At 66.4% G+C, this 26,108-nt stretch carries 22 protein-coding genes; all 22 read left to right on the forward strand.

The window, feature by feature from the left end; genetic code table 11:
- Nucleotides 1-133 precede the first annotated feature (133 nt).
- The 22 genes from AB1411_11255 (at nt 134) to AB1411_11360 (ending at nt 26,006) form a co-directional block, all read left to right on the forward strand.
- Nucleotides 134-940 (forward strand): class I SAM-dependent methyltransferase, encoded by an 807-nt coding sequence (locus tag AB1411_11255; protein MEW6544176.1) that lies wholly within the window; start codon nt 134-136, stop codon nt 938-940.
- Nucleotides 940-1,596 carry a class I SAM-dependent methyltransferase gene (locus AB1411_11260; protein ID MEW6544177.1) on the forward strand — a complete coding sequence of 219 codons (657 nt, stop codon included), beginning with the start codon at nt 940-942 and terminating at the stop codon, nt 1,594-1,596. The genes AB1411_11255 and AB1411_11260 overlap by 1 nt, the downstream gene beginning before the upstream one ends.
- Nucleotides 1,593-3,035 carry an oligosaccharide flippase family protein gene (locus tag AB1411_11265; GenBank protein MEW6544178.1) on the forward strand — a complete coding sequence of 481 codons (1,443 nt, stop codon included), beginning with the start codon at nt 1,593-1,595 and terminating at the stop codon, nt 3,033-3,035. Before AB1411_11260 ends, AB1411_11265 begins: the two co-directional genes overlap by 4 nt.
- Nucleotides 3,036-3,047: 12 nt before the next feature.
- Nucleotides 3,048-4,262, forward strand: a complete 1,215-nt coding sequence (locus tag AB1411_11270; GenBank protein ID MEW6544179.1) for a glycosyltransferase family 4 protein — start codon at nt 3,048-3,050, stop codon at nt 4,260-4,262.
- Nucleotides 4,250-6,118 (forward strand): asparagine synthase (glutamine-hydrolyzing), encoded by a 1,869-nt coding sequence (asnB, locus tag AB1411_11275; protein ID MEW6544180.1) that lies wholly within the window; start codon nt 4,250-4,252, stop codon nt 6,116-6,118. Before AB1411_11270 ends, asnB (AB1411_11275) begins: the two co-directional genes overlap by 13 nt.
- 67 nt (nt 6,119-6,185) lie before the next feature.
- Complete coding sequence (locus AB1411_11280) at nt 6,186-7,334, forward strand: glycosyltransferase family 1 protein (GenBank protein ID MEW6544181.1); 1,149 nt, start codon at nt 6,186-6,188, stop codon at nt 7,332-7,334.
- Nucleotides 7,331-8,047 carry a class I SAM-dependent methyltransferase gene (locus tag AB1411_11285; protein MEW6544182.1) on the forward strand — a complete coding sequence of 239 codons (717 nt, stop codon included), beginning with the start codon at nt 7,331-7,333 and terminating at the stop codon, nt 8,045-8,047. The genes AB1411_11280 and AB1411_11285 overlap by 4 nt, the downstream gene beginning before the upstream one ends.
- 22 nt (nt 8,048-8,069) lie before the next feature.
- The gene (locus AB1411_11290; GenBank protein MEW6544183.1) at nt 8,070-9,008 is read left to right on the forward strand and encodes a methyltransferase domain-containing protein; all 939 of its coding nucleotides are present in this window, start codon (nt 8,070-8,072) and stop codon (nt 9,006-9,008) included.
- 8 nt (nt 9,009-9,016) lie between these two features.
- Nucleotides 9,017-10,138, forward strand: coding sequence for a glycosyltransferase family 1 protein (locus tag AB1411_11295; GenBank protein ID MEW6544184.1), 1,122 nt, complete (start codon nt 9,017-9,019; stop codon nt 10,136-10,138).
- Between the two features lie 9 nt (nt 10,139-10,147).
- Nucleotides 10,148-12,037 carry an asparagine synthase (glutamine-hydrolyzing) gene (gene asnB / locus AB1411_11300; GenBank protein MEW6544185.1) on the forward strand — a complete coding sequence of 630 codons (1,890 nt, stop codon included), beginning with the start codon at nt 10,148-10,150 and terminating at the stop codon, nt 12,035-12,037.
- Entirely contained in the window at nt 12,034-12,753 is a 720-nt protein-coding gene (locus AB1411_11305; protein MEW6544186.1) for a methyltransferase domain-containing protein, read from the forward strand. The genes asnB (AB1411_11300) and AB1411_11305 overlap by 4 nt, the downstream gene beginning before the upstream one ends.
- On the forward strand, nt 12,740-13,708 hold the full coding sequence (locus AB1411_11310) for a hypothetical protein (protein ID MEW6544187.1): 969 nt from the start codon (nt 12,740-12,742) through the stop codon (nt 13,706-13,708). The genes AB1411_11305 and AB1411_11310 overlap by 14 nt, the downstream gene beginning before the upstream one ends.
- A 25-nt stretch (nt 13,709-13,733) precedes the next feature.
- Nucleotides 13,734-15,344, forward strand: a complete 1,611-nt coding sequence (locus tag AB1411_11315) for a hypothetical protein (GenBank protein ID MEW6544188.1) — start codon at nt 13,734-13,736, stop codon at nt 15,342-15,344.
- Nucleotides 15,345-15,402: 58 nt separating this feature from the next.
- The gene (locus tag AB1411_11320) at nt 15,403-16,176 is read left to right on the forward strand and encodes a glycosyltransferase family 2 protein (protein ID MEW6544189.1); all 774 of its coding nucleotides are present in this window, start codon (nt 15,403-15,405) and stop codon (nt 16,174-16,176) included.
- 69 nt (nt 16,177-16,245) lie between these two features.
- Nucleotides 16,246-18,198, forward strand: a complete 1,953-nt coding sequence (asnB, locus tag AB1411_11325; protein MEW6544190.1) for an asparagine synthase (glutamine-hydrolyzing) — start codon at nt 16,246-16,248, stop codon at nt 18,196-18,198.
- An 88-nt stretch (nt 18,199-18,286) separates the two neighbouring features.
- Nucleotides 18,287-19,510 carry a glycosyltransferase family 4 protein gene (locus tag AB1411_11330; GenBank protein MEW6544191.1) on the forward strand — a complete coding sequence of 408 codons (1,224 nt, stop codon included), beginning with the start codon at nt 18,287-18,289 and terminating at the stop codon, nt 19,508-19,510.
- On the forward strand, nt 19,507-20,700 hold the full coding sequence (locus tag AB1411_11335; protein ID MEW6544192.1) for a glycosyltransferase family 4 protein: 1,194 nt from the start codon (nt 19,507-19,509) through the stop codon (nt 20,698-20,700). The genes AB1411_11330 and AB1411_11335 overlap by 4 nt, the downstream gene beginning before the upstream one ends.
- A 15-nt stretch (nt 20,701-20,715) precedes the next feature.
- Nucleotides 20,716-22,275: a hypothetical protein gene (locus AB1411_11340; GenBank protein MEW6544193.1), complete on the forward strand. Its 1,560-nt coding sequence runs from the start codon at nt 20,716-20,718 to the stop codon at nt 22,273-22,275.
- 98 nt (nt 22,276-22,373) lie between these two features.
- Nucleotides 22,374-23,063 carry a WbqC family protein gene (locus AB1411_11345; GenBank protein MEW6544194.1) on the forward strand — a complete coding sequence of 230 codons (690 nt, stop codon included), beginning with the start codon at nt 22,374-22,376 and terminating at the stop codon, nt 23,061-23,063.
- 95 nt (nt 23,064-23,158) lie between these two features.
- The gene (locus AB1411_11350; protein MEW6544195.1) at nt 23,159-23,803 is read left to right on the forward strand and encodes a PIG-L deacetylase family protein; all 645 of its coding nucleotides are present in this window, start codon (nt 23,159-23,161) and stop codon (nt 23,801-23,803) included.
- 2 nt (nt 23,804-23,805) lie between these two features.
- Nucleotides 23,806-24,873, forward strand: a complete 1,068-nt coding sequence (locus AB1411_11355) for a DegT/DnrJ/EryC1/StrS family aminotransferase (protein ID MEW6544196.1) — start codon at nt 23,806-23,808, stop codon at nt 24,871-24,873.
- Nucleotides 24,870-26,006, forward strand: coding sequence for an MraY family glycosyltransferase (locus AB1411_11360; protein MEW6544197.1), 1,137 nt, complete (start codon nt 24,870-24,872; stop codon nt 26,004-26,006). The genes AB1411_11355 and AB1411_11360 overlap by 4 nt, the downstream gene beginning before the upstream one ends.
- The last annotated feature ends 102 nt before the right edge of the window (nt 26,007-26,108 follow it).

Raw genomic sequence — 26,108 nt, forward strand, 5'->3', positions numbered from 1 at the left:
TCGTTGACGCATTGCACCGCAAGGGCTCTCGCCTGACAGGCATGCTGCCGATTCCGGACGAATATTGGTTCTTCCTTCCCGGACCAATCCAGCCCGGCGAGAGTCGTCCTCCCACACCATCCCCGTCGCCCGCGTGAATCTGCGGCGAACCGATCGAGTAGATGTGACGGGTGATCGTTCAGAGGGAGCGTCCTCTGAGGGATACGACCGGGCCCGGTACAACCCCTCGCTGCGGAAGATCTGGCCCTGGCCGACGGCTCTGCTCGAGCGGGCGGCTGGTTGGATTCGCGGGTTGCCGGGACAGGTCTGGCTCGACGCAGCCTGCGGAGAGGGGCACCTGGGAGCTTTGCTGGGGGGGGAGAGGACTCTCATCGGGCTGGACCTGGACCCCATTCGGCTCAGGAGAGCGCAGCCCAGATCCTACCGGCTGCTCCTGCAAGGGTCCGTCTCGTCCATTCCGGTGCGGGATGAGGCAGTGGCCGGCATCGCCAGCGTCGAGACGCTCGAGCACGTGGCGGACCTGGATCGGGCGATCCGGGAGTTCGCCCGCTGCCTCGGCCCCAACGGCCACGTGGTCGTGACGGTTCCTTCCGTCACGCTCCGGAGCTGGTGGGAGATGCGGCGGACCGGCCGCCCGGTCTATTGCGACGCGCAGGAGCACGTCCGGGAGTTTTCCTCGGTCCCCATCACCGGGTTTCCCCACAAGTTCGAGACATGGGAGGAGTTCGAGGGCCGGTGGCGGCGCCACGGATTGGCCGTGATCCGAACGGACGGGGTGGGAATCCTCTTTCCCATGTGTCACGGGCCGCTTTCGTGGGCCGAGCGGTTGATGAACCAGTTCTATCGTGAGTCGTGGAACCGCTGGCTGGGGAGGCTCCCCTTCCTGCGACGGTTTCCTTACTACCGGATGTACCTGTTGCAGAAGCGTGGGAGTTCCTGATGCCGGCCCTCCTGCGACGGTTCTTCACGCTCTTGTTGTACGCCGCCTGGTGGCTCCCGCGACCGCGTCTGGGATTTTTTCTGGACCGTCGCCGGTCGCCGACCCACTTGACCAGGTTTGCCATGTACCGGAGGCTGGGCGAGGTGCTGGCCCGACACCCCTGCCGGGGCCGCGTGCTCTCCGTCAGCGGGCGAGGTCCCATCATTGACATGCTCGGCGGCGAACGGTTGGAGGTCGTGCAGACCGACTATCCGGAGGTGGACATCCATGCCTTGCCTTATGCCGACGGGACGTTCGACGCCGTGGTCTCCGATCAGGTGCTGGAGCACGTGCGGGACCCGGCCGCCGCCGTGCGAGAGACGATCCGGGTCCTAGCCCCGGGCGGGCTCCTGATTCACACGAGCTGCTTTTTGAATCCCGTCCACCGGTATCCGGTGGACCTGTGGCGGTTCACGCCGGAAGCTCTGGCTGCGCTCCTGGGAGAGCATGGGGTGCTCGAATGCGGAGGGTGGGGCAACCGGTCGGCCCTCCTGCTCATGTTCATGGGGGTGGGGTGCCACCTGGTCCCGGAACACCCGGATCATCCGTTGCACCGGATCGCCGTGCACAACGATCCGGCATACCCGATCGTCACCTGGATCGTGGGGCGGAAGTGAGCGACGACGCCCCGTCCCGCCATCGCGTCATCACCGGCGGTCTCTGGGTCGGGGCCGGTTTCGTCGGGCAGCAGGGGATTGCGGTCCTCCGCACGCTCGTCTTGGCTCGCCTCCTGACCCCGGAGGAGTTCGGCCTGGTCGGGGTGGTGACGCTGGCGGTGTTCGCGGGGATGATGGCCTCGGAATTCGGGGTCGAAAGCGCCGTCATCCAGCGGGCGGACCTGTCGTCGCGCTTCGTGCAGACGGCTTGGACCCTGCTGGCGGCGCGCGGGATCGGGTTGTTTCTGCTCTTGCAAGCGGCGGCCCCGTGGGTGGCGGAGGCCTTCGGACGGCCCGATGCGGAAGGTCTGCTGCGGCTCGGAGCGGTCAGCGCGCTGCTCGTCAACTGGCCGGCCGTGCCGGCGGCCCTCCTGCTCCGGGAGATGCGGTTCCGGGAGCGGGCGGTGTGGGAGGCGACCCGCGATCTTGTCGGGACCATCGCGGCCGTCGCCCTGTCCCTCTGGCGCGGAGACGCCTGGGCCCTCCTGATCGGGCTCCTCCTGGGCCAGGCGGTGGGCCTGGTCCAGATGCGATTCCTCCATGGATTCCGGCCCAGCTGGACCTGGGATCGGGAGGCGGTGGCCTTCTACTGGACGTTCGGGCGGCACCTGTACGTGGGCGGGCTCCTCACCTACGTCGTGACCAAGGGCGACGACATCACGGTGGGGAAGCTGCGGGGGATCGAAGCGCTCGGCCAGTACCAGGTCGTGTTCGGCATCGCCGAGGTGCTCACGCGCGGGCTGGCCGATGTGGTGAGCAAGGTGGTCTTCCCCGCCTACGCCCGACTCCGGTCGGAGGGACGGCAGCTCGTGGGCGCGTTCGAGGAGGTCTGGGGCGCGATTCTGCTCCTGTTGCTGCCGATCGTCGCCCTGTCGGCCCTGTTTTACGAGTCGTTGGTCAAGATCCTGCTGGGAGCCCCGTGGCTCGCCGCGGCCCTGCCGTTCGCGCTGCTCGTCGCCGCAGAAGCGTTGCGGGCCCTGGCGTCGGTGCTCGGCGTGCTCATCCTGGCCGGGGGCAGAGTGCACTACCTGTCCAGGATCAAGGTCATCGAGACGGTCTGTTTCTGCCTCACGATCGTGCCCCTGACCGGACAGTGGGGGATGACCGGTGCGGCCCTGTGTCTGATCCTCGTCTACGGCGTGAGCTTGCTGGCCCACGGCTACGGAGCGCAACTGGTCGAGCCGGTGCTGGCTCGGGCGGGGCAGCGGTCCTGGGAGCCCTGTCTGGCCGCGGTCGTCTGGGGGGCGCTCATCTGGTGGCTGTCTGTTCGGATGGGAGTCGGAACGCCGACGGGTCTGGCCCTTTGGACCGGGGGCTGGGCAGGGTACCTCTGGCTGCGTCACAAGCCCTTGCTTATAATGTTGTGGAGCGCCGTCAAGAAACGTCCGCAGCCGGTCTGACGGCGGAGACGCATGCGCATCGCCTATCTGGCCCTGGTCGAGATTGATGTCGCCAACGCCTGCCTGGTGCACACCCGCGAGGTCGCCGAGCAGTTGGCGGCCCTGGGCCATGAGGTGACGTTGATCCTGCCCCAGCCCCTGCGGCCTCAAACCTGGGCCGGGGTTCGGCACGTGTGGATCAAGCGGTGGGGGTTCGATCGGCTGCGGCAACTGGCCTTTTCCCTGGCGAGCGCCTGGCGTCTCCTGCTGCTGCACCGGCGTCACCCGTTCGACCTTCTGTATCTGCGTGAGATGACCTACAGCCCGCTGCTCCCCGCGTTCGTTCGATGGCTCCGGGTGCCGCTGTTCGTCGAGGTCAATGGCTGGCTGTTGGACGATCTCCGCCTCACCGGCGCCTCGGCGCGCGAGTTGGGCGCGGTCGAGCGGAGCCAGCGCACCCTGTTCCGGGCGGCGACCGGGGTCCTGGTGAGTACGGCCGGCAACGCGGAGAAGATCCGGACCCTCTACGGAGTCCCGGCGCAGCGTGTGACCGTGCAGGAATTGGGGACGAACCCGGAGCATTTTTCGTCTGGCGAGAAGCGGGCCGCTCGGGAGAAGCTCGGCCTGCCCGCGGAGGTGCCGGTCCTCCTGTTCGCTGGCAGCTTCCATCCCCACCATGACCTCGGAACCGTCCTGGAGGCCTTCGCCGGCCTGGCCGCAGCCGACCCTCGGCCGGTGCTGGTGCTCGTCGGTTACGGTTCCACGTGGAAGTGGTTGCGGGATCGGTGCCGGTCGCCGGGACTGGCTGGCCGGGTCGTCATGCCGGGCCCCGTGCCCTACGAGCAGATTCCACGGTATTTTCAGGCCGCGGACATCGGTCTCCTGCCGCTCACGCGGGAGAACATCCGTCAACGCAACGGGTGCGTCACCCTCAAGCTCTGGGACTACATGGCTGCGGGATTGCCGGTCGTGGCGACGGACCTGCCCGGCACGGCCAGCTACGACCTCCTCAAGGAGAAAGTCCTCGTCGTTCCTCCAGAGGACCCGCAAGCCATGGAACAGGCCTTGCGGCGACTCGTCTCGCAGGAGGAGTTGCGGGACAGGCTGGGACGTGAAGGCCGGGACTATGTGCGGGCGCACCGGAGCTGGCGGCAGGCCGCAGAGGAGACCGTCGGTTTCATCAAGAAGCGGCTGGCGGAGGAATCGGCGGAGGACCGAAGGGAGGCGGCCCGGCCATGTGCGGGATAGCCGGCATCGTGGCTTCGGGACGACCGGCCGCCTCGTTGCGCGATCAGGTGGAGCGTATGGGTCGGGCCCTCTCCCATCGGGGGCCGGACGACCAGGGGTGGTATGCGGCGGACGGCGTGGCCTTGGGCCATACCAGGCTGGCCATCATTGACCTGCAGCCGACAGGCCGACAGCCGATGGTGAACGAGGATGCGACCCTGCACCTCGTCGTCAACGGGGAGATCTACAATTACCGTCAGCTCCGAGCCGACCTCCAAGCCCGCGGCCATCGGTTCCGCAGCAGCTCGGATTCCGAAGTCATCCTGCACCTGTACGAAGAAGAGGGGCTGGACTGCCTCACGAAGCTGGAAGGGATGTTTGCGTTCGCCCTCTGGGACGGGCCGCGCCGACGGCTCCTGCTGGCGCGGGACCGCTTCGGCATCAAGCCTCTGTACGTGGCCATGCGGGGCGAGACGGTTGCCTTCGCGTCCGAGCTCACGGCGCTGCTGCAGAGCGGGGCGGTGGCGCCGGAGATTGATCCTCACGCGCTGTACGCCTACATGGCTTTCTCCTATGTGCCCGGGCCCTCCACGGTCTTGAAGGGGGCCGAGAAGCTCCGGTCCGCGGAACTGCTGCTCTGGGAGCAGGGACGGAGCGAGCGGAGGGTCTACTGGACCCCGCGCCTCCTGGATCGGCCTCGGACCAGGACCGGCGCCCGGGAGATGCTCGCAGGTCTGCTGGACCGGGCTGTCCAGGATCACCTGGTGGCGGACGTGCCGGTCGCCTCGTTCCTCTCCGGGGGCGTGGACTCCTCCACCGTGGTGGCCTTGGCGCAGCGTCACGGCGAGATGCAGACCTTCTGCGTGTCGTTTCCGGGAACCGGCGTGGACGAAGCGCCGATCGCCAGGCGGGTCGCCAACCATCTGGGGACGAAGCATCAGGAGGTCTCGATCCGGCTGGACCCGCTCGACCTGCTGGCCGAGGCCGTGGAGAAGATGGATGAGCCCTTCGCCGACTCCTCGGCGCTCCCGACCTTTGCGGTCTGCCAAGCGGCGCGGCAGGTCTCCAAAGTCGTGCTGTCGGGGGACGGGGGAGACGAGGTCTTCGGCGGGTACACGGGCCGGTACCGCGTGGCGGCGTTGCAGGCGGCGCTGCCGGGGCCGGGCGTCCTGGCAGGCTGGCTGAGGCTGCTCCCTCCCTGGCGGTGGGGGCGCCGGCGCTCCCTGCCGGAGATGCTGGATCTGGCCGCCTTACCGGACGAGGAACGGTACGTGCGGGAGCGGGAGATCACCTCGGCTGCGGACCGTCTTGCGCTCGTCGGGGCCGGACAGGGGACGGAAGGGGAGGGCAGATTGAGGGACGTGCCACAGGCGGCCATCAGGCAGGCCCGCACCTGGCATCCGGTCCACCGGGCTCTCTGGTTGGATCTGGCCACTTCCTTGGCGGACGACATGTTGACGAAGGTGGACCGGATGAGCATGGCTCACGGATTGGAAGTGCGGGTACCGCTGCTGGACCATCGGGTCGTCGAGTTCGCCCTCTCGCTCCCCGCCTCGTGGCTGGTGAGCCCCTGGCCGGTGGAGGGCAAGAGGCTGTTGCGGGAGGTCGCGGGTCCGTTGCTGCCACCCGGCGTCCTGGGCCGGCCCAAACAGGGATTCGTCGTGCCGCTCAATCGCTGGCTGCGCGAAGGCCTGCTGGCGCGGTTCGATACCGATTGCCTGGGCGCCGGGGCGGAGCTGTCTCGCTGGATGGACCGGCGGGCGGTCGCGGCCCTACGGAACCGACCCCTGGCGGAAAAGCCGCGGCAAGACCTCTATGCGCTGCTGGTTCTGGAGTGGTGGTTGCGGAGACTCAAGAGCGTGACGCGTGAGGCGTGACGTGTGAGGCGTGGGAACAGAAGAGGTGGTGCGTTACGGGTCACGGGGCACGCGTCACGGGGTTTTGATGCGGATCGGAATTGACGCCTCCATCGTGCTGCACGGGGAGCGGGCCGGACAGCGGCATACGCGCAACCTGCTCGATGCCTTGCTTCGCCTGCATCCGCAGGACGACTGGGTGCTCCTGTACTTCGACCGCCGGGGGACGACTCCGGGGCGCCTATCCTTTCCGCCGACCCGCTCCTGCGCCGAGCGGGTCAGCCGGCTTCCCATGCGGCTGCTGTTGACCCCCTGGCGCACGCTGGGCTACCCTTCCGTCGAACATTGGCTGGGCCGGATCGACGTGCTCTATGCGCCGGATCTGTACTTTCCGCCGGCCAGGCGGGCGCCGGTCTTGTGCACGATCCGCGGCGTGGCCTATCTGGCCATTCCGCACCTGTGTGAACCGGAGAAGGTCCGCATACTGGTCCGATCGTTCACCTATGCCCGCCGTCGCGCGCAGCATTTCCTGGCTGTCTCCGAGAGCACGCGCCGAGACCTGCTGCGGTACACGGATTTGCCGCCGGAGCGCATCCACGTGGTTACTCACGGAGTCGACCCGGCGTTCCGTCCCATGGATCGGGCCGGCTGCCGGACGTTCGTCGAGCAACGGTTCGGACTCTCGCGGCCGTTTGCGCTCTACGTGGGGGTGATCGGCCGCCACAAGAACGTCATGGGCCTGCTCGAGGCCATGACGGCCGCCGCCGCGAAGGTTCCGGGTCTGGACCTGGCCTTGGCCGGTCCGTTTGAGCCGGAGATCGATCGGGCCCGGTCGTTCGTGGCCCGCTCTGGCCTGGAGGGCCGGGTGCACTTCCTCGGATCGGTGGGGCAGGAGGACGAGGCCTTGGTCCGGTTGTACAATGCGGCTCTCGCCCTCGTGCACCCGACGTTCTATGAGGGCTGGAGCGCCACCCCGTTGGAGGCCATGGCCTGCGGGACTCCCGTGGTGGCGTCGGACATTCCGTCGGTCAGAGAGGTGGTGGGGGGGGCAGGAGCGTTGGTGCCGCCGCACGATGTCGAGGCCTGGGCGGACCGACTGGTGCGCATCGCCGAGGACGAGACCTGGAGGGCCGGGCTGACCGAAAAGGGCCTGAGTCACGTCCGTCAGCATACGTGGGAACGGGCCGCGCGGCGGCTGCGGCAGGTGCTGGCCTTCGTGCAGGACACGGAAACATGACCGGGGCTCCGTTCGACCGTTACAGCGAGACATTTTTCGAAGAGTTGCACCGCGGGGTGGACTTCGACCTGACCGCCAAGGGGTACGAGGAGTATTATTACGATTGTCTGCCGGAGGACCGTGAGGCTCCAGTCTTGGACGTCGGGTGTGGTGCGGGACATTTCCTGAAATTCCTTGAGACGAAGGGGTACAGGCGGGCCGAAGGACTCGACCTCTCGCCCCAGCAGGTTGAGGAAGCGCGTCGGCACGTGGCCTGCCCGGTGCATGTGGGGGAGGCGGCCAAGTTTCTCGCCGAGCGTCCCGGCCATTACGCGGCCATCACGATCAACGATGTGCTCGAGCACGTCCCCAAGGACCGGGCGGTCCCGTTCCTGGCCACGCTCCGGAACGGGCTGCGTCCCGGCGGCGTCCTCGTCGTCAACGTGCCCAGCGCCGCGGGCTTGACGACCGCCTACGTCCGCTACAACGACTTCACGCACGAGTTGGTCTTCACGGAGCTGAGCCTGCAACAGGTCCTGCTGATGGCCGGCTTCCGATCGGTGCGGTTTGTCCCCGAGCGGTGGCCGCTCAAGTTCACGCCGCGCCACCTCGCCTATCGGCTCGTCCGCTGGGTCTGGTACCGGCTGCTCAAGCTGATCTATTTCGTCGAAATGCCCGGTGGGAGGCTCCCTTCCCACTGGCAGGTCCGTCTGGTCGCCGTGGCCGCCCCGTGAGGAGAGAAAAGCCGGTGCAATGATGGGGGAACGGCTCCACTTCCGGGACGTCTTCGACGCGGAGCCCTCCTCCGTGATCGGCGTCAAGGGACGGGTGACGGGACAGGAGTGCCAGGTCCCCTCGTTCGTCAGCGGGCAGCATTACGCAACCAACTTCGGCAAACAGTGGGCGCGCTTCCGGGACATTCAGCTCGATTCGGTCAACGGGACGACGGTTTCGAAACAGTACCTCGAAGAGTTGATCGGGTTTCCCGTCGAGCGGCTGGCCGGGAAGACCGTGCTGGAGATCGGGGCCGGGGCCGGTCGGTTTACCGAATATTTCGTCAGACATGCCAGACTCGTCGTGGCCATTGACCTCTCGGAGGCCATCTTTGTGAACGTCGCGCTCGGGGCCGAGAACCTGATCCCGGCCCAGGCGAACCTGCTGACGATGCCCCCGCTCAAAATCAAGTTTGACCTGGTCTATTGCCGGGGCGTGCTCCAGCATACGCCGGACCCTCCCCAATCGATCGCGCTGCTGCACCGGTGGGTGGCGCCTGACGGCCTGGTGGCGTTCGACATCTATGCCCCGGGCACCCTGGGCCGGTTCGATGCCAAATACCTGCTCCGTCCCGTCATCCAGCGGGTCTTCACATATGAATCGTTCCTTCGATTTCTGGAACGGTACGCGGAACCCATCCTGCGGCTTCGCTGGAAGCTCAAGCCGTTTCTGCCGGGGAAGACCAAGCAGTTGCTGGATTTCGTCCTCCCGGTTTACGACTATCGCGGCTTTCATCCCTTGTCGGACGATCAGGTGATCGAGTGGGGGAAGCTGGACACGCTGGACGCCTTTTTCGCCCGCTACGACAATCCGATGACGTTCGAGCAGGTGCTCGAAGTCCTGAGGCGGCTGGGCTGCCGGGTGCTGTCGGCCGATCGGAAGATGAACTTCTTTCGGACCGCGGCGCCATCCGCCGGGTAGACCGCGGCGTGCGAATCGGCATTGACGTCTACCAGACGTGCTATCAATACGGGGGGATTGCCCGCTATGTCCGGGCCCTGGTCACGGCGATGGCCGCGGTGTCGCCGGCCGATGAGTTCGTGCTGACGAGCAATTCCTTTCGCGCTCTCGAGGTCCGGTGGCGGCTGGCCGTGCCGAATGCGCGACACGTGAACATCCGGGTCCCGCGCCGGCTGATGCAGGCTTGCTGGGACCGTCTCGGATGGCCGCCGATCGAAGCCTTCACCGGCCCGCTCGATGTCTTTCACGGCACCCATTTCGTCCTCCCCCCGGCCCGCGCGGCCCATGCCGTGCTCACCGTTCACGACCTGAATTTCCTCCGGAATCCGCAGTACTTTCTGGACCGACCGCTGAACGTGTGGGGGCACCAGAGGGAATTGCCGGTCGCCCTGTCTCGGGCCGAGGCGGTCATCGCCGTGTCCGACCATACGAGGAAGGATCTGATCGAGTTGATGGGAGTCCCGAGTGAGCGGATCCGGGTCATTCCTGAAGGGGTGGAACCGCACTTCTTCGTCTCGGTTGGCGATCCGAGGCTCGAAGCGACGAAGACCCGTCTGGGGCTGGACCGGCCCTATCTCGTGTTCCTGGTCGGGACCCCGGAGCCAAGGAAGAACCTGCTCCGCACCGTCGAGGCCGCCCGCCGGGCCGCCGCGGATCTCCCCTTGGTGATCATCGGCCCGCAAGAGCCGATCCGAACCCTGTTGGAAGGGAATACCAGAGGCGTGATCCTCGTCGGCTCCCTGGCGGATGAGGACCTGCCGCTCGTCCTGCACGGGGCGGAGATCGCCCTCTATCCCAGCCTCGCGGAGGGGTTCGGCCTGCCGGCCGTGGAAGCCATGGCGGCCGGGGTCCCGTTGATCACGTCTGACCGGAGCTCCTTGCCGGAGGTCGTGGGCAAGGCGGCGGTGCTGGTCGACCCCGAGTCGGTGGAGGAGATGGCTCACGCGATCCGGAGCCTGCTGGGCGACACGGAGCGTCGGGCACAGCTCGTCGAGCAGGGGCTGGCCAGGGCGAGGGAGCTTTCCTGGGAGCGGGCGGCGCACCAAGTCCTGTGCTTGTACCGGGAACTGGCCTCGCCCGGTTCGTGTTAGGGATCGTCCATGTGTGGAATCGGCGGCTATGTGGGAAAGGGATCGAGGACGGTGCTGGAGAACATGGTTCGGCTTCTTGCACACCGTGGACCTGACGCCAGCGGGCTGTGGCACGGCGAACACGTGGGGCTGGCGCACACTCGCCTCTCCATTCTGGATCTGTCCTCGGCCGGCAACCAACCGATGGGCGGCGAGCCCCTGGGCCTCCGGGTGGTCTTCAACGGGGAGATCTACAACTTTCGCGAGCTGCGCGAGGAGCTGGAAGCCGAAGGCGCCACGTTCCGAACGAGGACCGATACGGAGGTGTTGCTCCACGGATTCCGCCGTTGGGGTGAAGGACTGGTCGAGCGGTTGCGGGGCATGTTCGCCTTCGCGCTCTGGGACGAACGGGAGCGGGCCTGCCTGTTGGTTCGGGATCGGATCGGGATCAAGCCGCTGTTCTACGCCCAGTTCTCCTCCGCGCTCGTCTTCGCGTCCGAGATCAAGGCTCTCTTTGCACATCCGGATTTGCGGATCGAACTGGATCCCCTCCGGGTGGATGAGTACCTGGCGCTCGGCTATGTGCCGAACCCCCGGACGATCTTCCGGGGGGTGGCCGCTCTCCCGCCGGGGAGTTGGCTCCGTTGGCGGGACGGGGCGGTCGAGACCAGGCGGTACTGGAGCCCCAACCGCACGGATCCGTTGTTGGAGGGTTCTGAAGCGGAACTGGCCGATGAGCTCGATGTCCGACTGAATGACGCGGTCCGGTCCCATCTGGTGGCCGATGTTCCGGTGGGGGCGTTCCTGTCGGGAGGCGTGGATTCGAGTCTGGTCGCCGCCATCGCACAGCGGCACAATGACGAGCCCATCCGGACATTCACGATCGGGTTTGTCGGCGGCGGGGACGAACGGGCCTACGCGCGGGAAGTGGCCGACTGGATCGGCTCTCGGCATCAAGAGCGGCTGGCGAAACCGTCGTTGGAAGAGCAGTTGCCGAAGCTGGTGTGGCATCTGGATCAGCCCCTGTTCGACAACTCGGTCCTGCCCACGTTTCTGGTCTCGCAGACGGCCTGTGAATCGGGAAAGGTGGTCCTGTCCGGTGACGGAGGGGACGAACCGTTCCTGGGCTACGACTGGACCAAGTGGGCGCTGCGCGTTCCCTCCTTCAGCCTGCCAGAGATGCTTCGAGGCTGGGAGTGGGCTTACAGGGCAGGGCCGGTGGGAATGGGGCAGCGGCTCTATTACGACGTGAGTCACGGAGTCCGGGACCGGTATCTGCGTCGAATGACCACTGCGGGCTCCTTCAGGACCTGGTTGTATCGTCCCGAGTTTCTGGCTCGTCTGGGCGGGCGGGTGGAGGAGCCGCTGGCGGCCCGGTTTGACCGGGCTTCGGCCATGGAGCCGGCGGAAACCCTCGTGCAAGCCGACCTGACCGGCTTCCTCCCCGACGACATTCTGTGCAAGGTGGATCGCATGAGCATGGCCTGCGGGCTGGAAGTGCGGGTGCCGCTGCTCGACCATCGCCTCCTGGAGTGGGTCCTGCGCCTGCCGCTCTCGCTCCGGTTCCGTCACGGGCGCGGCAAGTACCTGCTGAGACGTGTCGCGGCCCGCTATTTGCCGGAATCCATTTTGAAACCGCGGAAGCAGGGGTTCACCGTGCCCATCGGACGGTGGCTCCATGGGATGATGGGAGACCTCGCGCGGGACCTGTTCACGGCGAAGGCGTTTGCCGCTCGTGGCCTCATCAGGGCTGATCGGGCCTTGCGCTTGCTCGACATGCACCGGTCGGGAAGGTATGATCTGGGCCACCGGATTTGGAGCCTCGTGGTCCTGGAGATCTGGTGCCGGATCTGGCTGGACGGACAGAACCACAGACAGAGCGTCCGCTCCATGCTCGCGGAGACCGGCTTACGGACATGAGCGACGCGGCCCCTTCCAGGTTCCGCCGGTGGCTGGCGCCTCCGCATCCGACCTGGCAGTCTTCTTCCAGCCGTCGCCGTGTCGAGGACTTCCTGCGGGAAGAGTCCAACCGGGTTCCGAAGGGGCGAAGGGTCAACGTGGGCTCCGCCTCGAAGCGGTTCGCGGTCCGGACGGTCAACCTGGATCTGCTCACGGGGGAGCAGGTGGATGTGCAGGGGGACGTCTTGAGCCTGCCGTTTCAGGATCAGACGGTTGACACGGTCGTCTGCACCGGCGTGCTCGAGCACGTCGCCGACCCCCATCGGGCCGTGGCCGAGTTCTACCGGGTCATGAAACCGGGAGGACGGATCTTCGTGGAGGCCCCGTTCATGCAGACCGTCCACGCCTCGCCGGGCGACTATTCCCGCTGGACGCGCGACGGACTCGGCCGGCTCATGACCGGATTCGAGGTGCAGTCCTGTCACGTGGTGGCCGGGCCGGCTTCGGCGCTCGCCTGGCTCGTGCAGGAGACGCTGGCCATGCTGTTCAGCCTGCGGAACGAGTTGCTGTACAAGCTGGGGCTTCGACTGTTCGGCTGGCTGGCCGTGCCGCTGTCCTGGCTTGACCTGATGCTCGAGCGTCACCCGATGGCCTGGCACGCCGCCTCCGGCTTCGCCGTCGTCGCGGCGAAGCCCGGACCGAAGCCGGGTCGGGAGGAAGCGGTTGCAAGACCTTGAGGCGCGACTGCGGTCAGCCTCCTGGCGTCCGGCACGGGACGCCAATCGGTCGTTCGTCCGCCATGCCCATCCCCATCCCTCTCCGGCCCTGGTCTGGCGGGAGGCCACGGCCGGGGGATCGCTCGACCTGTCCGTCGTCATTCCGACGCTCGATGCGGAACGAGGCGGCTATTTTCTCCAACTCTTGCGCCAGATCTCGGCCCAACGGTCCCGGGCGTACGAGTTGATCGTCGTCCACGGCGACCACCGACAGGGGCGCGCCATCAACGTGGGAGCGGCGCTGGCGCGGGGACGCTGTCTCCTGACCCTGGACGACGACACGTCCCTGCCGTTCCCGGACACCTTCGACAAGCTGCTCTCGGTCATGGACGGTCATCCAGACATCGGAATCGCCGGAGGGAACAACGTCGTGCCGCTGGACGCCGCTCCGTTCGTCCAGCGGGCGATGAGGGAGATTCCGCGACGCTCCTGGGCGCCGGTGTCAGTCATCACCGATTCGGATCTGGCGGAACATCCCTGCATGGTCATGCGCACCGCCGAGTTTCGGCTCGTGGGCGGGGAGAACGAATTGATCCCCCGAGGTCTGGACCCCTACTTGCGCCAGACGTTCCGTGAGGCGGGGAAGCGGGTGGTCGTCGTGCCGGGGGTGACCTATCACCATCTGCCGCCGGAGTCCTGGTGGCGTCTCATGAAGCAATATTTCCGCAACGGCCGGCAAGCCGCGTTCGTCAACCGCTGGTATCCCCAATGGGTGATCGAGACGCCCGGCGAGCACGGGTCGTTCGCCGGGCAGGTCCCGTTTCCGAAGCGGATCCTCCGCTATCTCACGGATCTGAGTCGCGCGGGCGTGGCCGGACGATGGATCTGGTTTTCGTGCCAGGTCTGGTACGCAGCCGGGTTTGCAGCCGGCTGGCTCTTGGACGGATCGAACCGGGAGGCGGTCGGTGGACGGTGATCCCGCCATCCGCTCAGCGGATTCCATGCCTGGCCAATGGGGGAGGGCGATTCCTCTGGTCGGCTTCCTCGCCGCCGTGGCGATCGGCGTTGCGCTGCGCTGGCAGCACGTCCTGAATTATGGGTTTCTGCTCAGCGGGGACGACGGCGTCGTGGCCCTCATGGGTCTCCACATGCTGAAGGGACGGGAGTGCCCACTCGTGTTTTATGGCCAACATTACATGGGCACGCTGGACGCGATGGTCGCCGCGCTCTTTTTCCTGGTGCTCGGGGTGTCCGCCCAGGCCTACAAGCTCACGGTCCTGCTCTATGCGACGGGGACCCTGCTCCTGGTGGGCTGGGCCGTCGCCCGGCTCTGGGGCTGGAGCCGAGCCTGCCTGGCCGTAGGGCTCATGGCCCTGTCTCCGGCGGCGATCCGCTGGCAGATGGATCAGCCGAACTACGGGGTCTTGTTTCTCTTCGGAGCCGGGGTCCTGGCCCTCGCGGTCCGGCTGATCGAAGCGCGGGAGCGGCAACTGGAGCCCTGGCCGACCTTGCTCCTGTCCGGATGGGCGTTCCTGGCCGGCCTGGCCTTCTGGGCCAATTCTCTCGTGCTGAGTGTCGTGTTGCCTTTGCCGGTCCTGCTCTGGCTGCGCGGCGATGCTCCGCCAGGCCGAACGGCCGTCCTGGCTACTTCCTGCTTCGTGCTCGGCACGTTTCCCCTCGTGTGGCACAACGTCGAGTTTCCCTTTGCGACCCTCAGGCAGTTTGCGGGGTTCTTTCTGGACGTCTCCTCTCGGAGCGAGGTGGAGGGGCTCTCCGCGATCGAGGTCCTCCTGCGCGGACTCTGGCACAAGGTTGACCCAATGACGGTGGGAAAGAACCTGATCGTTGCGGTCGGTGGATTCAGCCTCAGGGAATATGAGACCCTAGCCTTGCTAAGTTATCCGGCCGGGTTGGCGTTGCTGATGCTGGTTGGGGCTCCAATCGTGGTATGGGTTCGAGAGGCCAGGAGTCTGGGCTGGCGGAGATGGCTCGCGACCGGCGACGGCTTTCTGTTGAGCTGGCTGTGGCTCGCGACCGGTCTCATCCTGCTGTTGGGAAGTACGAGGACTCGATACATGGCTTTGCTGGTCCTCGTCCTGCCGCTCCTGATCGCCGGGAAGTGGAAGGGGATGCCTTGGAGCCGTCCCCTGCGGGTCACGGTCCTGGCCGGGTTGATCCTCTATCTTGTGGTTGCGTCAGTCGTCCTGACCTTCGTCAAGCCGATCACTGCCGTCAATCCGGTTCCCGGACTGGCGCGCTTTCTGGAGTCGCAGGGGCTCACGCGCGGCTATGCGGGGTACGAACTGGCCTACCCCCTGGCGGTGCAGACCAACGAGGCGGTGCTGGTGTCCCCGCTCGCCGGTCCCCTGGTGGATGACCGGTACGTTCCATACTTGCGGGCGGTGGAGTCTGCCCCGTCGCCGTTTTACATCTATCCGGAAGGGAACCGGCTCGCGCAACGGCTCGCCGACTACCTGCACGGCCAGGGGATCAGCTTTAAGACGACGGTCGTGGAGAGGCATCTGGTGTTCTGGGACCTTGCCCGACAGGTCCGTCCCGGCGAATTTCTTCCGGAGCCCTATCTGGGCGCTTATCAACGGGCGCACGGGTGAGGCGGATGAACAGTGAACGGGGATGGGTGATCGCAATGTTCAGGAGGCAACGGACGCAATGACGCGCGAGACGGCGACGGGACAGAGCGAGGCCCCGACCCTTTCCGTGGTCATCCCGGTCTTCAATGAGCGGGCCACCATTGCGGAGATCCTCCGTCGGGTTCAACTCGTGAAAATAGACAAGGAACTCGTCGTGGTGGACGACGGATCCACCGACGGCACCAGGGAATTCCTGCAGGAGCTGGTCAAGGCGAAGACGCTCGATCCGCCGGCGGTGACGCTGGGCGACGGGAGCCGGTTGCCCGTCGGCAACGTGACGGTGCTGTTCCAGCCGACGAACCGGGGGAAAGGGGCAGCCGTGCGCCGCGGCTTCCAGGAGGCGCGGGGGGCCGTCGTGCTCGTGCAGGACGCGGATCTGGAATATGACCCGCAGAACTATGCCGTTCTGCTGGAGCCGATCGAGAAGGGCGTCGCGGACGTCGTGTACGGGTCGCGCTTCCTGGGCGGACCGCATCGGGTGCTGTTCTACTGGCACTACCTGGCCAACACGATCCTGACGACCCTTTCGAACATGATGACGAACGTGAACCTCTCGGACGTCTGGACCTGCTACAAGGTCTTCCGGCGGGAGGTGGTGGCCAAGCTGGACCTCAAGGAGAACCGGTTCGGCTTCGAGCAGGAGGTCACGGCGAAGGTGGCCAAGATGGGCTGCCGGATCTACGAAGTGCCGATCTCCTACTATGGCCGGACCTACGCCGAAGGGAAGAAGATCACCTGGAAGGACGGGGTCCGGGGCCTCTGGTGTATCCTGCGATACACGGTGTTTGACTAGACCGGGAGAGTGTTGAGTATTGAGTTTTTAGTTTGGAGTTGAACCCCAGCACTCAAAACTATTCAGGATATGTGCGGCATCTGCGGCATCGTCGGCGACGGGACCGACGCCGAATTGGACCGGATGATGGGCCGGATCGTCCACCGGGGGCCGGATGAGAGCGGCCGGCACCGGGAGCCGGGGATCAGGATCGGCGTGCAGCGCCTGCGCGTGATCGATCCGAAGGGCGGGCACCAGCCGATCGCGAACGAGACGGGAACGGTCTGGGTCGTCCTGAACGGGGAGATCTACAACTACCGGGAGCTGCGGGAGGAGCTGACCCAGAAGGGCCACCGGTTCACGACCAACTGCGACACGGAGGTGCTGGTTCACCTCTACGAGCAGGAGGGGGAAGAGGGAGTCCAGCGTCTGCGCGGCATGTTCGCCTATGCCCTCTGGGATCGCGAGCGACAGACGCTCCTGCTCGTACGCGACCGGCTGGGCATCAAACCGCTCTACTATGCGGCGAGACCGGGCGGGACCGCCGGTCTGCCGGGGCTGGCCTTCGCGTCCGAGTTGCCGGCCCTGCTGGAGGCGCAACCCTCCGTCTCCGTGGACCACGAGGCGATCGCCCAGTACCTCATGCTGCTCTACGTGCCGGGGCCGGGCACCGTCTATCGAAACATCCGGCAACTGCAGCCAGGGGAAATGCTCAAGGTTGCCGACGGGCGAATCGAGGCCAGGCGGTATTTTCTTCCGGAATTCTCATGGCGCGAGGCGCGAGGCGCGGGGTTGCAGGGAGACGCGGGGGCGCGGGGACGCGGGGACGGCTCCATCGCCGCGTCGCTCCCTCGCCTGACGGACTCCTTTCTGGATCTGCTGCGGGAAACGGTGCGGGCGCATCTGGTCAGCGACGTCCCGCTGGGCCTCTTCCTCTCCGGAGGGCTGGATTCCGGTTCGATCCTGGCGATGATGCGATCGGTCACGAACGGGCCGATCCGGAGTTTCTCGATCGGCTATGGGGCGGAGGCGGACCGGTCCTACAACGAGCTCGCTGCGGCCCGCCTGATGGCGGACCACTTCGGGACCGAGCATACGGAGGAGCGGCTGTCACCCGATGCCGTGACGCTCCTGCCGAAGATCGTGGCGGCGATGGGAGAGCCTTTCGCCGACGCGTCGGCGATTCCCACCTATCTGGTCTCGGAAGTGGCCCGCCGTTCCGTCACGGTTGCCCTCTCGGGCATCGGCGGGGACGAAGCGTTCGGCGGGTATCCCCGTTATCTGGGCGTGCGAGCGGCGACTCGCTATGCGCGGGTGCCTCAAACCGTGAGGGCCTGGATCAGCAAGAGGCTGGCGCCCGGATTGCCAGAGGGAGAGGCCAGCCGTGATCAGATCGGCCGCCTCAAGCGATTTCTCCGGGACGGCCATCTCCCGGTGAGCGAGCAGTATTGCCGATGGATCACGTTCCTCCCGGCGGAATGGGGAGGCGACGCCTTTGCGACGGATTTGGCCGCGGTGGCGAGGATCGCCGGATGGAACGAGGACTACCGGCTCCGCTTCGAGCATTGGCCGTCCGCAGAGCCAGCGGACAAGGCGATGGGGTTGGACATACAGACCTACCTCCCGGATGACCTGCTCAGGATGGGGGACCGGCTCAGCATGGCCCACTCGCTTGAGCTGCGGGTTCCCTTTTGCGATCACCTGCTGCTCTCGTTCGCTTTCAGCCTCCCGCCCGAACTCCGGTTCGTCGGCTGGAAACTGAAAGGCTTCATGCGCAGGGCCCTGAGTCGGACCCTGCCGAAACCGATCGTGCAGGGAGCCAAGTATGGGTTTCAGGTGCCGTTGGCCCGATGGCTCCGGGAGGACCTCCGGGAAATGGTCCACGACCTGCTGTCCGATGAGGGGGTGAGACGGCGGGGCTACGTCCGGCCCGACTACGTCCGTTGGCTGATCCGGGAGCACGAGGCCGGCCGCCGGAACTTTGCCGACCAGCTCTTTGCTTTGCTGGTGCTGGAACTGTGGCACCGAGGGCGTGAAGGGTGACGGGTGACAGCAAGCGTGGTCCGTGGTCGGCGGTCCGTGAGAGGGCTCACCGACCCCTGACCACAGACCCCTGGCCGTCACGGGTTCTATGAACATCCTGATGCTGGCAGAAGTCTCCGCCGCGACGGTGATCGGAGGAGCCGAGCGGGTGCTGCGGGAACAGATGCTGGGCTTGCAGGGACGCGGCCACTGGGTGGGCTCGGTGGTCCGTATGCCGGGAGGAGACTCGCGTCCGCAGATGGCGGTAGGGGCGGCGGTCGAGCACCGGTACACCGTCTCCCGCCGGAACGAGCCGGCGTTCGTCCTCTCCTCGGTGGTCCGGTCCGTCCGGGCTTTCGACCGGGCCAGGCGGGACCTCGCGCCTGACGTCGCCGTCATCCATCAGTCGGTGGCAGGGCTGGGGGCGTTGTTGCGACGCAGAGCTTCGATCGGCTCGTGGGTCTACGTCTGCCACTCCCTCGCGCACGAGGAATATGTCTCCCGCACGTCGAAGGAACTGCCGGCGATCGGGCCGGTGCGGCGGGCCTTGAACCGGGCTGCCTGTCTCTGGATCGAACGGGCCGTGATACGGCGGTGTGCAAGGATCGTCGTCCTGAGCGAGTTCATGAAGCGCCGCGTCACGGCCGTTCACGGGGTGCCGGAATCGCGCATCCGGGTCGTGCCTGGCGGGGCCGATCCGGAGCGGTTCCGTCCCCCCGACGATCCAACCGCCGTGCGGCGACGGCTCAAGCTGCCGGACGACAAGGTCATCCTGTTCGTCGTTCGCAACCTGGTGCCGCGGATGGGTCTGGACAACCTCCTCCAGGCGATGGCGAAGCTGGGCGACGAAGCCGGGGACCTGCTGCTGCTCATCGGGGGAGAGGGGGGCCTGCGCCGGACATTGGAGCGGCTGATCGGCGAACTCCGGCTGGCCAGGCACGTACGGCTGCTGGGATTCGTCGAGGAGGAGGAGTTGCCCCTCTACTATCAGGCGGCCGATCTCGTGCTCATGCCCACCCAGGAACTTGAGGGGTTCGGTCTTGTCACCGTCGAAGCCCTGGCCTGTGGCACGCCGGTCGTCGGGACGCCGGTGGGGGCCATTCCCGAGGTCCTCGCCCGTCTGGACCAGCGGCTGATCGCGGAGGGGAACGACGGGCCCTCCCTTGCCCAGGCGATCAGGCGGACCCTCTGCCGGTTCCGGGACGAGCCGGGCGAGCAGGAGCGGCTGTCCCGCGCCGCACGCCAACTCGTTCTGAACCACTATACATGGGAACGGCATAACGAGCAGTTGGAGACGGTGCTGACCGAGGCGATCAAGGATCGAGAGGGATGACAGACAAGGTGGTCCACGTCATCACCAGGCTGGATCGGGGCGGCTCCGCCCAGAATGCCCTCTTGACCGTCTTGGGCCACGACCGGTCGCGTTTCGTGCCGATGGTCGTCGCCGGGATGCCCGGCCGGTGGGACGATCAGGGAGGAGACGAGGCGACGGAGGAGAACCGCCGCCGCCTGGAACGAGCCGGCGTCCGCTGTCTCGTGTTGCCTACGCTGACCAGAGAGATCAATCCGCGCAAAGATTTCACTGCCTTGCTGCGACTCGTCGCCCTGTTCCGTGCGGAGCGGCCCGCCATCGTCCATACCCATACCTCAAAGGCCGGAGTTCTGGGGCGGCTGGCCGCCAGGCTGGCGAGAGTGCCGGCGGTCGTCCATACCCCGCACGGTCATGTCTTTTACGGCCATTTCGGTCCGGTGCCCTCCTGGGCCTTTTTGCAGATCGAGCGGGTGCTGGCTAGAACCACGACCTGGTTGATTGCGCTGACGGAAGCCGAACGGGAAGAGCATCTTGCGCTGAAGGTCGGCCGACCGGACCGGTTTGCGGTCATTCCCAGCGGGATCGATTTGGAGCGGTTTCGCCAGGTAGCCGGCGTAGCCGGACGGCGTCCGCCCGGTTTCGATTGTCCGCCCGACGCGATCGTCGTGGGATCCGTGGGGTGGCTCACGCCGGTCAAGGGGCATCGCGTCCTGATTGAAGCCTTGGCGCGGTTGAAGCCGGCTCATCCCACGTTGTGTCTGGTGATTGTGGGCAGCGGGATCCTGCGAGCGGAGCTGTCGGCTCTGGCGGCTCGGCTCGGCCTCAGGGAGTCGGTCCGCTTCCTGGGGGAGCGGGGCGACGTGCCGGACTGTCTGGCCGGCATGGATATTTTCGTGCTCCCGTCGCTGAACGAGGGGATGGGACGGGCCTTGATCGAAGCCATGGCGGCCAGGCGACCGGTCGTGGCCTCGCGGGTCGGGGGAGTGCCGGCTGTCGTGGAGAGCCGGCGCACGGGCTTGCTCGTGCCGCCGAACGATCCGGAGGCTCTGGCAGCAGCGATCGGGGAACTGCTCCGTCGTCCGGACTGGGCGAAGGAGCTGGCGACGGCCGGCTGCGAGTCAGTCGGCGAACGGTTCGGGACCGGCGCGATGGTGCGCGCGGTCGAGGCGGTCTATGAAAAGGCCTTGGAAGACGTGAGACGTGAGACGTAAGGCATGAGGAAGGACATGCTCGGCGTTGCCCGGTGCCTGCTTGCTGCAGCGGTTGGATGGGCTTGTCCCGTCGTCGCTGTGGCGGAGTTGGCTGAGTCAACGGCCCCACATCACCCATCACCCATCACCGATCACGGGTACCATCCGCTCGTCGCCGCGTTTCACGTCCACAGTACGGCGAGCACCGGAGACCTGACGCTGGACCAGTTGGCCGAGCAGGCAGAGCGGTTGGGGCTCGACGCCATTGTCCTGACCGACAACTTCGTGCTGCGCTACGAATACGGCCTCTTCCCATTCCGGGGCAACGTCCGCCGGACCTTCACCCTGCCGTCCGTGCTCGAGTACGGGGTGGATCGGTTCCTGGCCGACGTCGCCGCCGCCCAGGCCCGCCACCCCCGGGTGTTGTTGGTGCCGGGGGTCGAAGTGGTCCCCCATTACTTCTGGACCGGCTCGCTGCTGGACCGGAACCTGACCATGCACAACTCCCAGAAAAACATCCTGGCCGTGGGGCTCGCCAGTCGGGAAGACTATGACGCCCTGCCGGTCAACGGGAATCCCGGATCCTACCGCTACGATTGGCGGACGGTCGTGAGTCTTTCGCCCGGCCTCCTGTTCATCCCCGCCGCCTGGTTCTGGTTCCGGCGCACCTCCCGCACGACGAGGATCGGCGTCACCGCCTATCGCGTAGAGAGACGGTATCGGGCCCCTGCGCTGGGGCTGGCCGTCGTTGCCGGGCTGTTGCTGCTGAATGCCTGGCCGCTCGGTCGGCCGGTGTTCAGCGCCTACGACGATCGGCTCGATTACCGTCCCTACCAGGCCTTCATCGACGAGGTGGCCAGACGGGGCGGCGCCACGATCTGGTCCATGCCGGAGGCGCGCGATTTCAACGTCCACTCCTATGGTCCTCTGGGGGAGGTGACGGTCAAGACCGATCCCTATCCCGAAGCCCTGGTACGCACGACCGGCTATACGGGATTCGGCGGCGTGTACCAGGATACCAGGACGGTCATGCAGCCGGGCGGGCTCTGGGATCTGGCCCTCACCCAGTATCTCAGCGGACAGCGGACCGTGCCCCCCTTCGCCGTCGGGGAGATCGCCTTTCACGGGATCAACCGGGACACGAGGGAGCTGGACCAAGTCGTGACCGTCTTCTGGGTTCGGGACCGGAGCGCCGCCGCGCTGGTGGAGGCGCTGAAAACCGGACGGCTCTACGCTGTCGGCCAATATCAGAAGGGACGCGGACTGCGACTTGATCAGTTCCGGGTGGAATGCGAAGGCGGGGCCAGGTGGGCGGAGTCGGGAGAATACCTCGATCCGGGGACGGCCGGGGATCTGGGGGTCCGTCTCTCCGTGTCGGCGACCGATCAGGGGGCCCATCCGATCGCGGTGACGCTGGTCCGGTCCGGTGAGGAGATCGGACGGTTCACCGGCACCACGCCGGTGTCCTGGCTGCTCGGAGACCCGGCCGTGCCGGTCGGGCGGAACGCCTATTACCGGATTCTCGTTGAAGGGGAGGAAATGGAGTTGCTCAGCAATCCCGTCTTTGTCGGGCCAATTCACAGTGATCGGTCATGAGTGATGGGTGATGGGTGGTGGGAAACTGCCGTCGGAGTTGGTGAGCGAGTTCCTGGTTACTCATCACCCATCACCTATCACCCGGCACGGGGGTTCTGATGCGCGTCGCCATCCACCAACCGCAGTTCCTCCCCTGGCTCGGCTACCTCGACAAGATTGATCGGGCCGATCTGTTTGTGATACTGGACAACGTGCAGTTCAAGAGAAACGAGTGGCAGAACCGCAACCGGATCAGGACGGCTCAGGGATGGCAGTGGCTGACCGTGCCGGTGCTGCATCACTTTGGCCAGCGGATCAACGAGGTCCTGGTCAATGGCCAGACGGACTGGAAGGCCAAGCATCTCCGAGCCATCGAGATGCACTATGCCGCCGCGCCCCACCGGGCCCGGTTCCTGGAGGGGCTCCGGCGGATCTACCGGGAGCCGTGGGACCGTCTGGCCGGGTTGAACCTTGCCGTGCTGCGGTGGCTGTTGGACGCCTTCGGCATCAAGACCCCGCTGCGCCTGGCCTCGGAGATGGGCGCGCTGCGTGAGGAGGCCACCGATCGCCTGGTCGACATCTGCCGGATCACCGGAGCGACCAGCTATCTGGCCGGGGCCGGCGCCCCGGGATACATGGACGTCGACCGGTTCACGGCATCCGGCGTGGCGCTGGAGTTCCAGACGTTCCGTCATCCGGTCTATCCGCAGTGCTACGAGCCCTTCGTGCCGGGCATGGCGGCGATCGACCTGCTGTTCATGTGTGGAGACGCCGCGCTCCAACGGCTGCGAGACGCGCGTGAAGCGTGAAAGGGGGAGGCGTCAGTCATCAGTCACCAGTTTTCAGTTCGCCGAAAACTGAGAACTGAAAGCTGAGAGCGAAGGTGAAAGCCGGGGAGGTGGGGATGAGCGGACATGACGGGAACCGGCTGCGCGTGCTCGCCCTGGGCGCGCATCCTGACGATGTCGAGGCCGGCTGCGGGGGGACGCTGATCAAATACGCGGTCCAGGGTCATCGGGTCTTCATGATGGTGATGACGAAAGGCGAGCTGGGCGGAGACCCGGCGGTGCGCGCGTACGAGCAGGAGGGCGCGGCCAAGATCATGGGGGTCGAAAAGATCTTCTGGGGCGGGTATGCCGATACCGTGGTCCCGATGGATCGGGAGCTGATTCAAAACATCGAGCGGGTGGTGCTGGAGGTGGAGCCGGACGTGATCTTCGTGAACTTCCACGATGACACGCACCAGGATCACCGGCACCTGGCGACCGGCACGATCTCGGCGACGCGCTACACCAGGAACGTGCTCTTCTACGAAGGGCCGACCACCCAGAACTTTTCCCCGACGGTCTTTGCCGACATTGACTCGGTCCTGGACAGGAAGATCCAGGCGCTCCAGGCCCACCGGTCCCAGGTGGACAAGACGAACATCGAGGGGCTGAGCATCGTGGACGTCATCCGCTCCTCCGCGCACTTCCGGGGCATCCAGGGGCGGGTGAGGAACGCCGAGGGGTTCGTTCCGCTCCGCCTGTTCATCGGCGCCGAGCCATAAAAATGGGCCCGCAGCCGATCATTCCCCACTCCCGTCCGACGCTCGGCGACGAGGCCGTGCAGGCCGTGAGCTCCGTGGTTGCCTCTGGACAGGTGGCGCAGGGGCCGCGCGTGGCGGAGTTCGAGCGGGCCGTGGCCAAGCTGGTCGGAGTGCGGGGCGGGGTGGCGGTCAGCTCGGGCACCGCGGCGCTGGAGCTGGCCCTGCTGGTCCTGGGCATCGGGCCGGGCGACGAGGTGCTGCTCCCAAGCTATGTCTGTGCCGCGCCTTGGCTGGCAACCGTGAGGGTCGGGGCCTCGCCCAAGCTGGTGGACATCGAGCCGACAACCTATGCGATCGATCCGGACGGAGCGAAGCGGGCCCTGTCGGCGCGCGCCAAAGCGATCATCGTGCCGCACCTCTTCGGCTTGCCGGCGGACCTGACCGGGTTGGAGGCCTTGGGAGTTCCGCTGGTCGAGGACTGCGCGCAGACCTTGGCCGCGACCGAGCGGGGGAGACAGGTGGGTACGGTGGGAACCGTGACGGTCTGCTCGTTCTACGCGACCAAGCTCCTCTGTACGGGGGAGGGAGGCATGGTGCTGGCGAACGATGAGCGGCTGCTGGAGCGGGCGAGGGCCCTGCGGGAATATGACGAGAGGCAGACGCTGGACCGGCGTGCCTTCAACCATAAGATGACCGACCTGCAAGCGGCTTTGGGAATCAGCCAGCTCGGCCGGTTCGGGGCGTTCCTCCGGCGGCGGGCGGCCATCGCCGACGCCTACCAGGAGGCCTTCCGTCCTTTCGATCTTCGTTTGCCCGTGGTGCCGGAGGGGCGTACCCACGTCTACTACCGGTACGTGGTGAGGCCGAAGGGAGGGAGCAGGGTGACGGAGGAGCTGCTGGCGCGGATGGAGCGGCGGGGAATCCACTGCCGCCGCCCGGTCTTTCGTCCGATCCACCGGTACCTGGGGCTTGAGGGGTATCCGGCCAGCGAGGAAGCGGATCGGGCCGCCCTGTCCGTGCCGATTTATCCTTCCCTGACCGAGGAGGAAGTGGCGCGGACGATCCAAACCCTCCGCGAGGAGCTGGCATGACCGAAGCCGACCGGTCCGTCCGCTGGCCCCCCGTGGCCGGCTGGGGCGGGTTGCTGGGCGTCATCCTCCTGCTCGTGCCGGTCGTCCGTGAGCTCTTCATCAGCGAGGGCATCCGCTGGCTGTACATCCTCCTGCTTTCCTTTCTCACGACCCTGGCCCTCACCCCGGTGATGATCCGGCTGGGGGTTCGCTTCGGTCTGGTGGACGTTCCCTCGGAGCGGAAGATCCATCCTTCGCCGGTCCCGCGGATCGGCGGCGTCGCAGTCTATCTCGGATTTGCCGGCGCGGTGTTTGTCAACGCGATTCTGCCGACCAATATGCAGGCCATCCTCGTCGCCGGGTCGCTGCTGCTTGTCATCGGGGTGGTGGACGACGCCAGGGAGTTGCCGGCCTGGCTCAAGCTGGCCGTGCAGCTTGTTGCTACAGGCCTGGTCATCTACACGGACATCTATCTGAATCTGTTCCCTCCCACACGGCTGGGCTCGCTGCTCAACGTGTTGTTCACGGTCCTCTGGCTGGTGGGCATCACGAACGCGTTCAACTTCTTCGACGGCATGGACGGCTTGGCCACCGGCCTGGCCATACTGATGGCCTTCTTCATGGGCCTCGTCGCCCATGAGACGGAGCAGCCGGGTCTGGCCTGGCTGGCCGCGGCCATCGTCGGGGCTGGGCTCGGCTTCTTCCCGTATAATTACCGCGCGAGGGGACCGGCGCTGGTGTTCCTGGGGGACGGGGGGGCCACGTTCCTGGGTTTCACCCTGGCCTGTCTGGCGGTCAAGGGCAATTGGGCGGACAATAATCCGATCGTGTCGTTCAGCAACCCCTTGCTTATCTTCGGCGTGCTGATTTACGACATGATCCACATCACGGTGGAGCGGATGGTGACCGGCAAGGTGCGTACGGTCAAAGAGTGGATCGACTATGTGGGAAAGGATCACCTGCACCACCGGATTGAGCGGATCTTGGGCAACCGGCGTGCCACCGTGGCGATGATCTTCGCTTTGGCCATCTGCCTGGGCCTGGCTGCCATCGTCCTCCGCCACGCCGATACGCGGGATGCCATCCTGCTGCTGGCCCAGGCGACCTTGCTTCTTCTGGTGATCACGATTCTGGAACAGCGCGGCCGGCGTTAAACGGCGTGATGCGGGGCGCGTGACGCGCCACTCGCTCATCTCATGAGGTGCGGGTGCGCCACCGCTGGCGTTACGCTTCACGTTTCACGAACGACGAGGGAC

It is taken from the genome of Nitrospirota bacterium, assembly GCA_040757595.1.
Lineage (GTDB): Bacteria > Nitrospirota > Nitrospiria > Nitrospirales > Nitrospiraceae > JBFLWP01.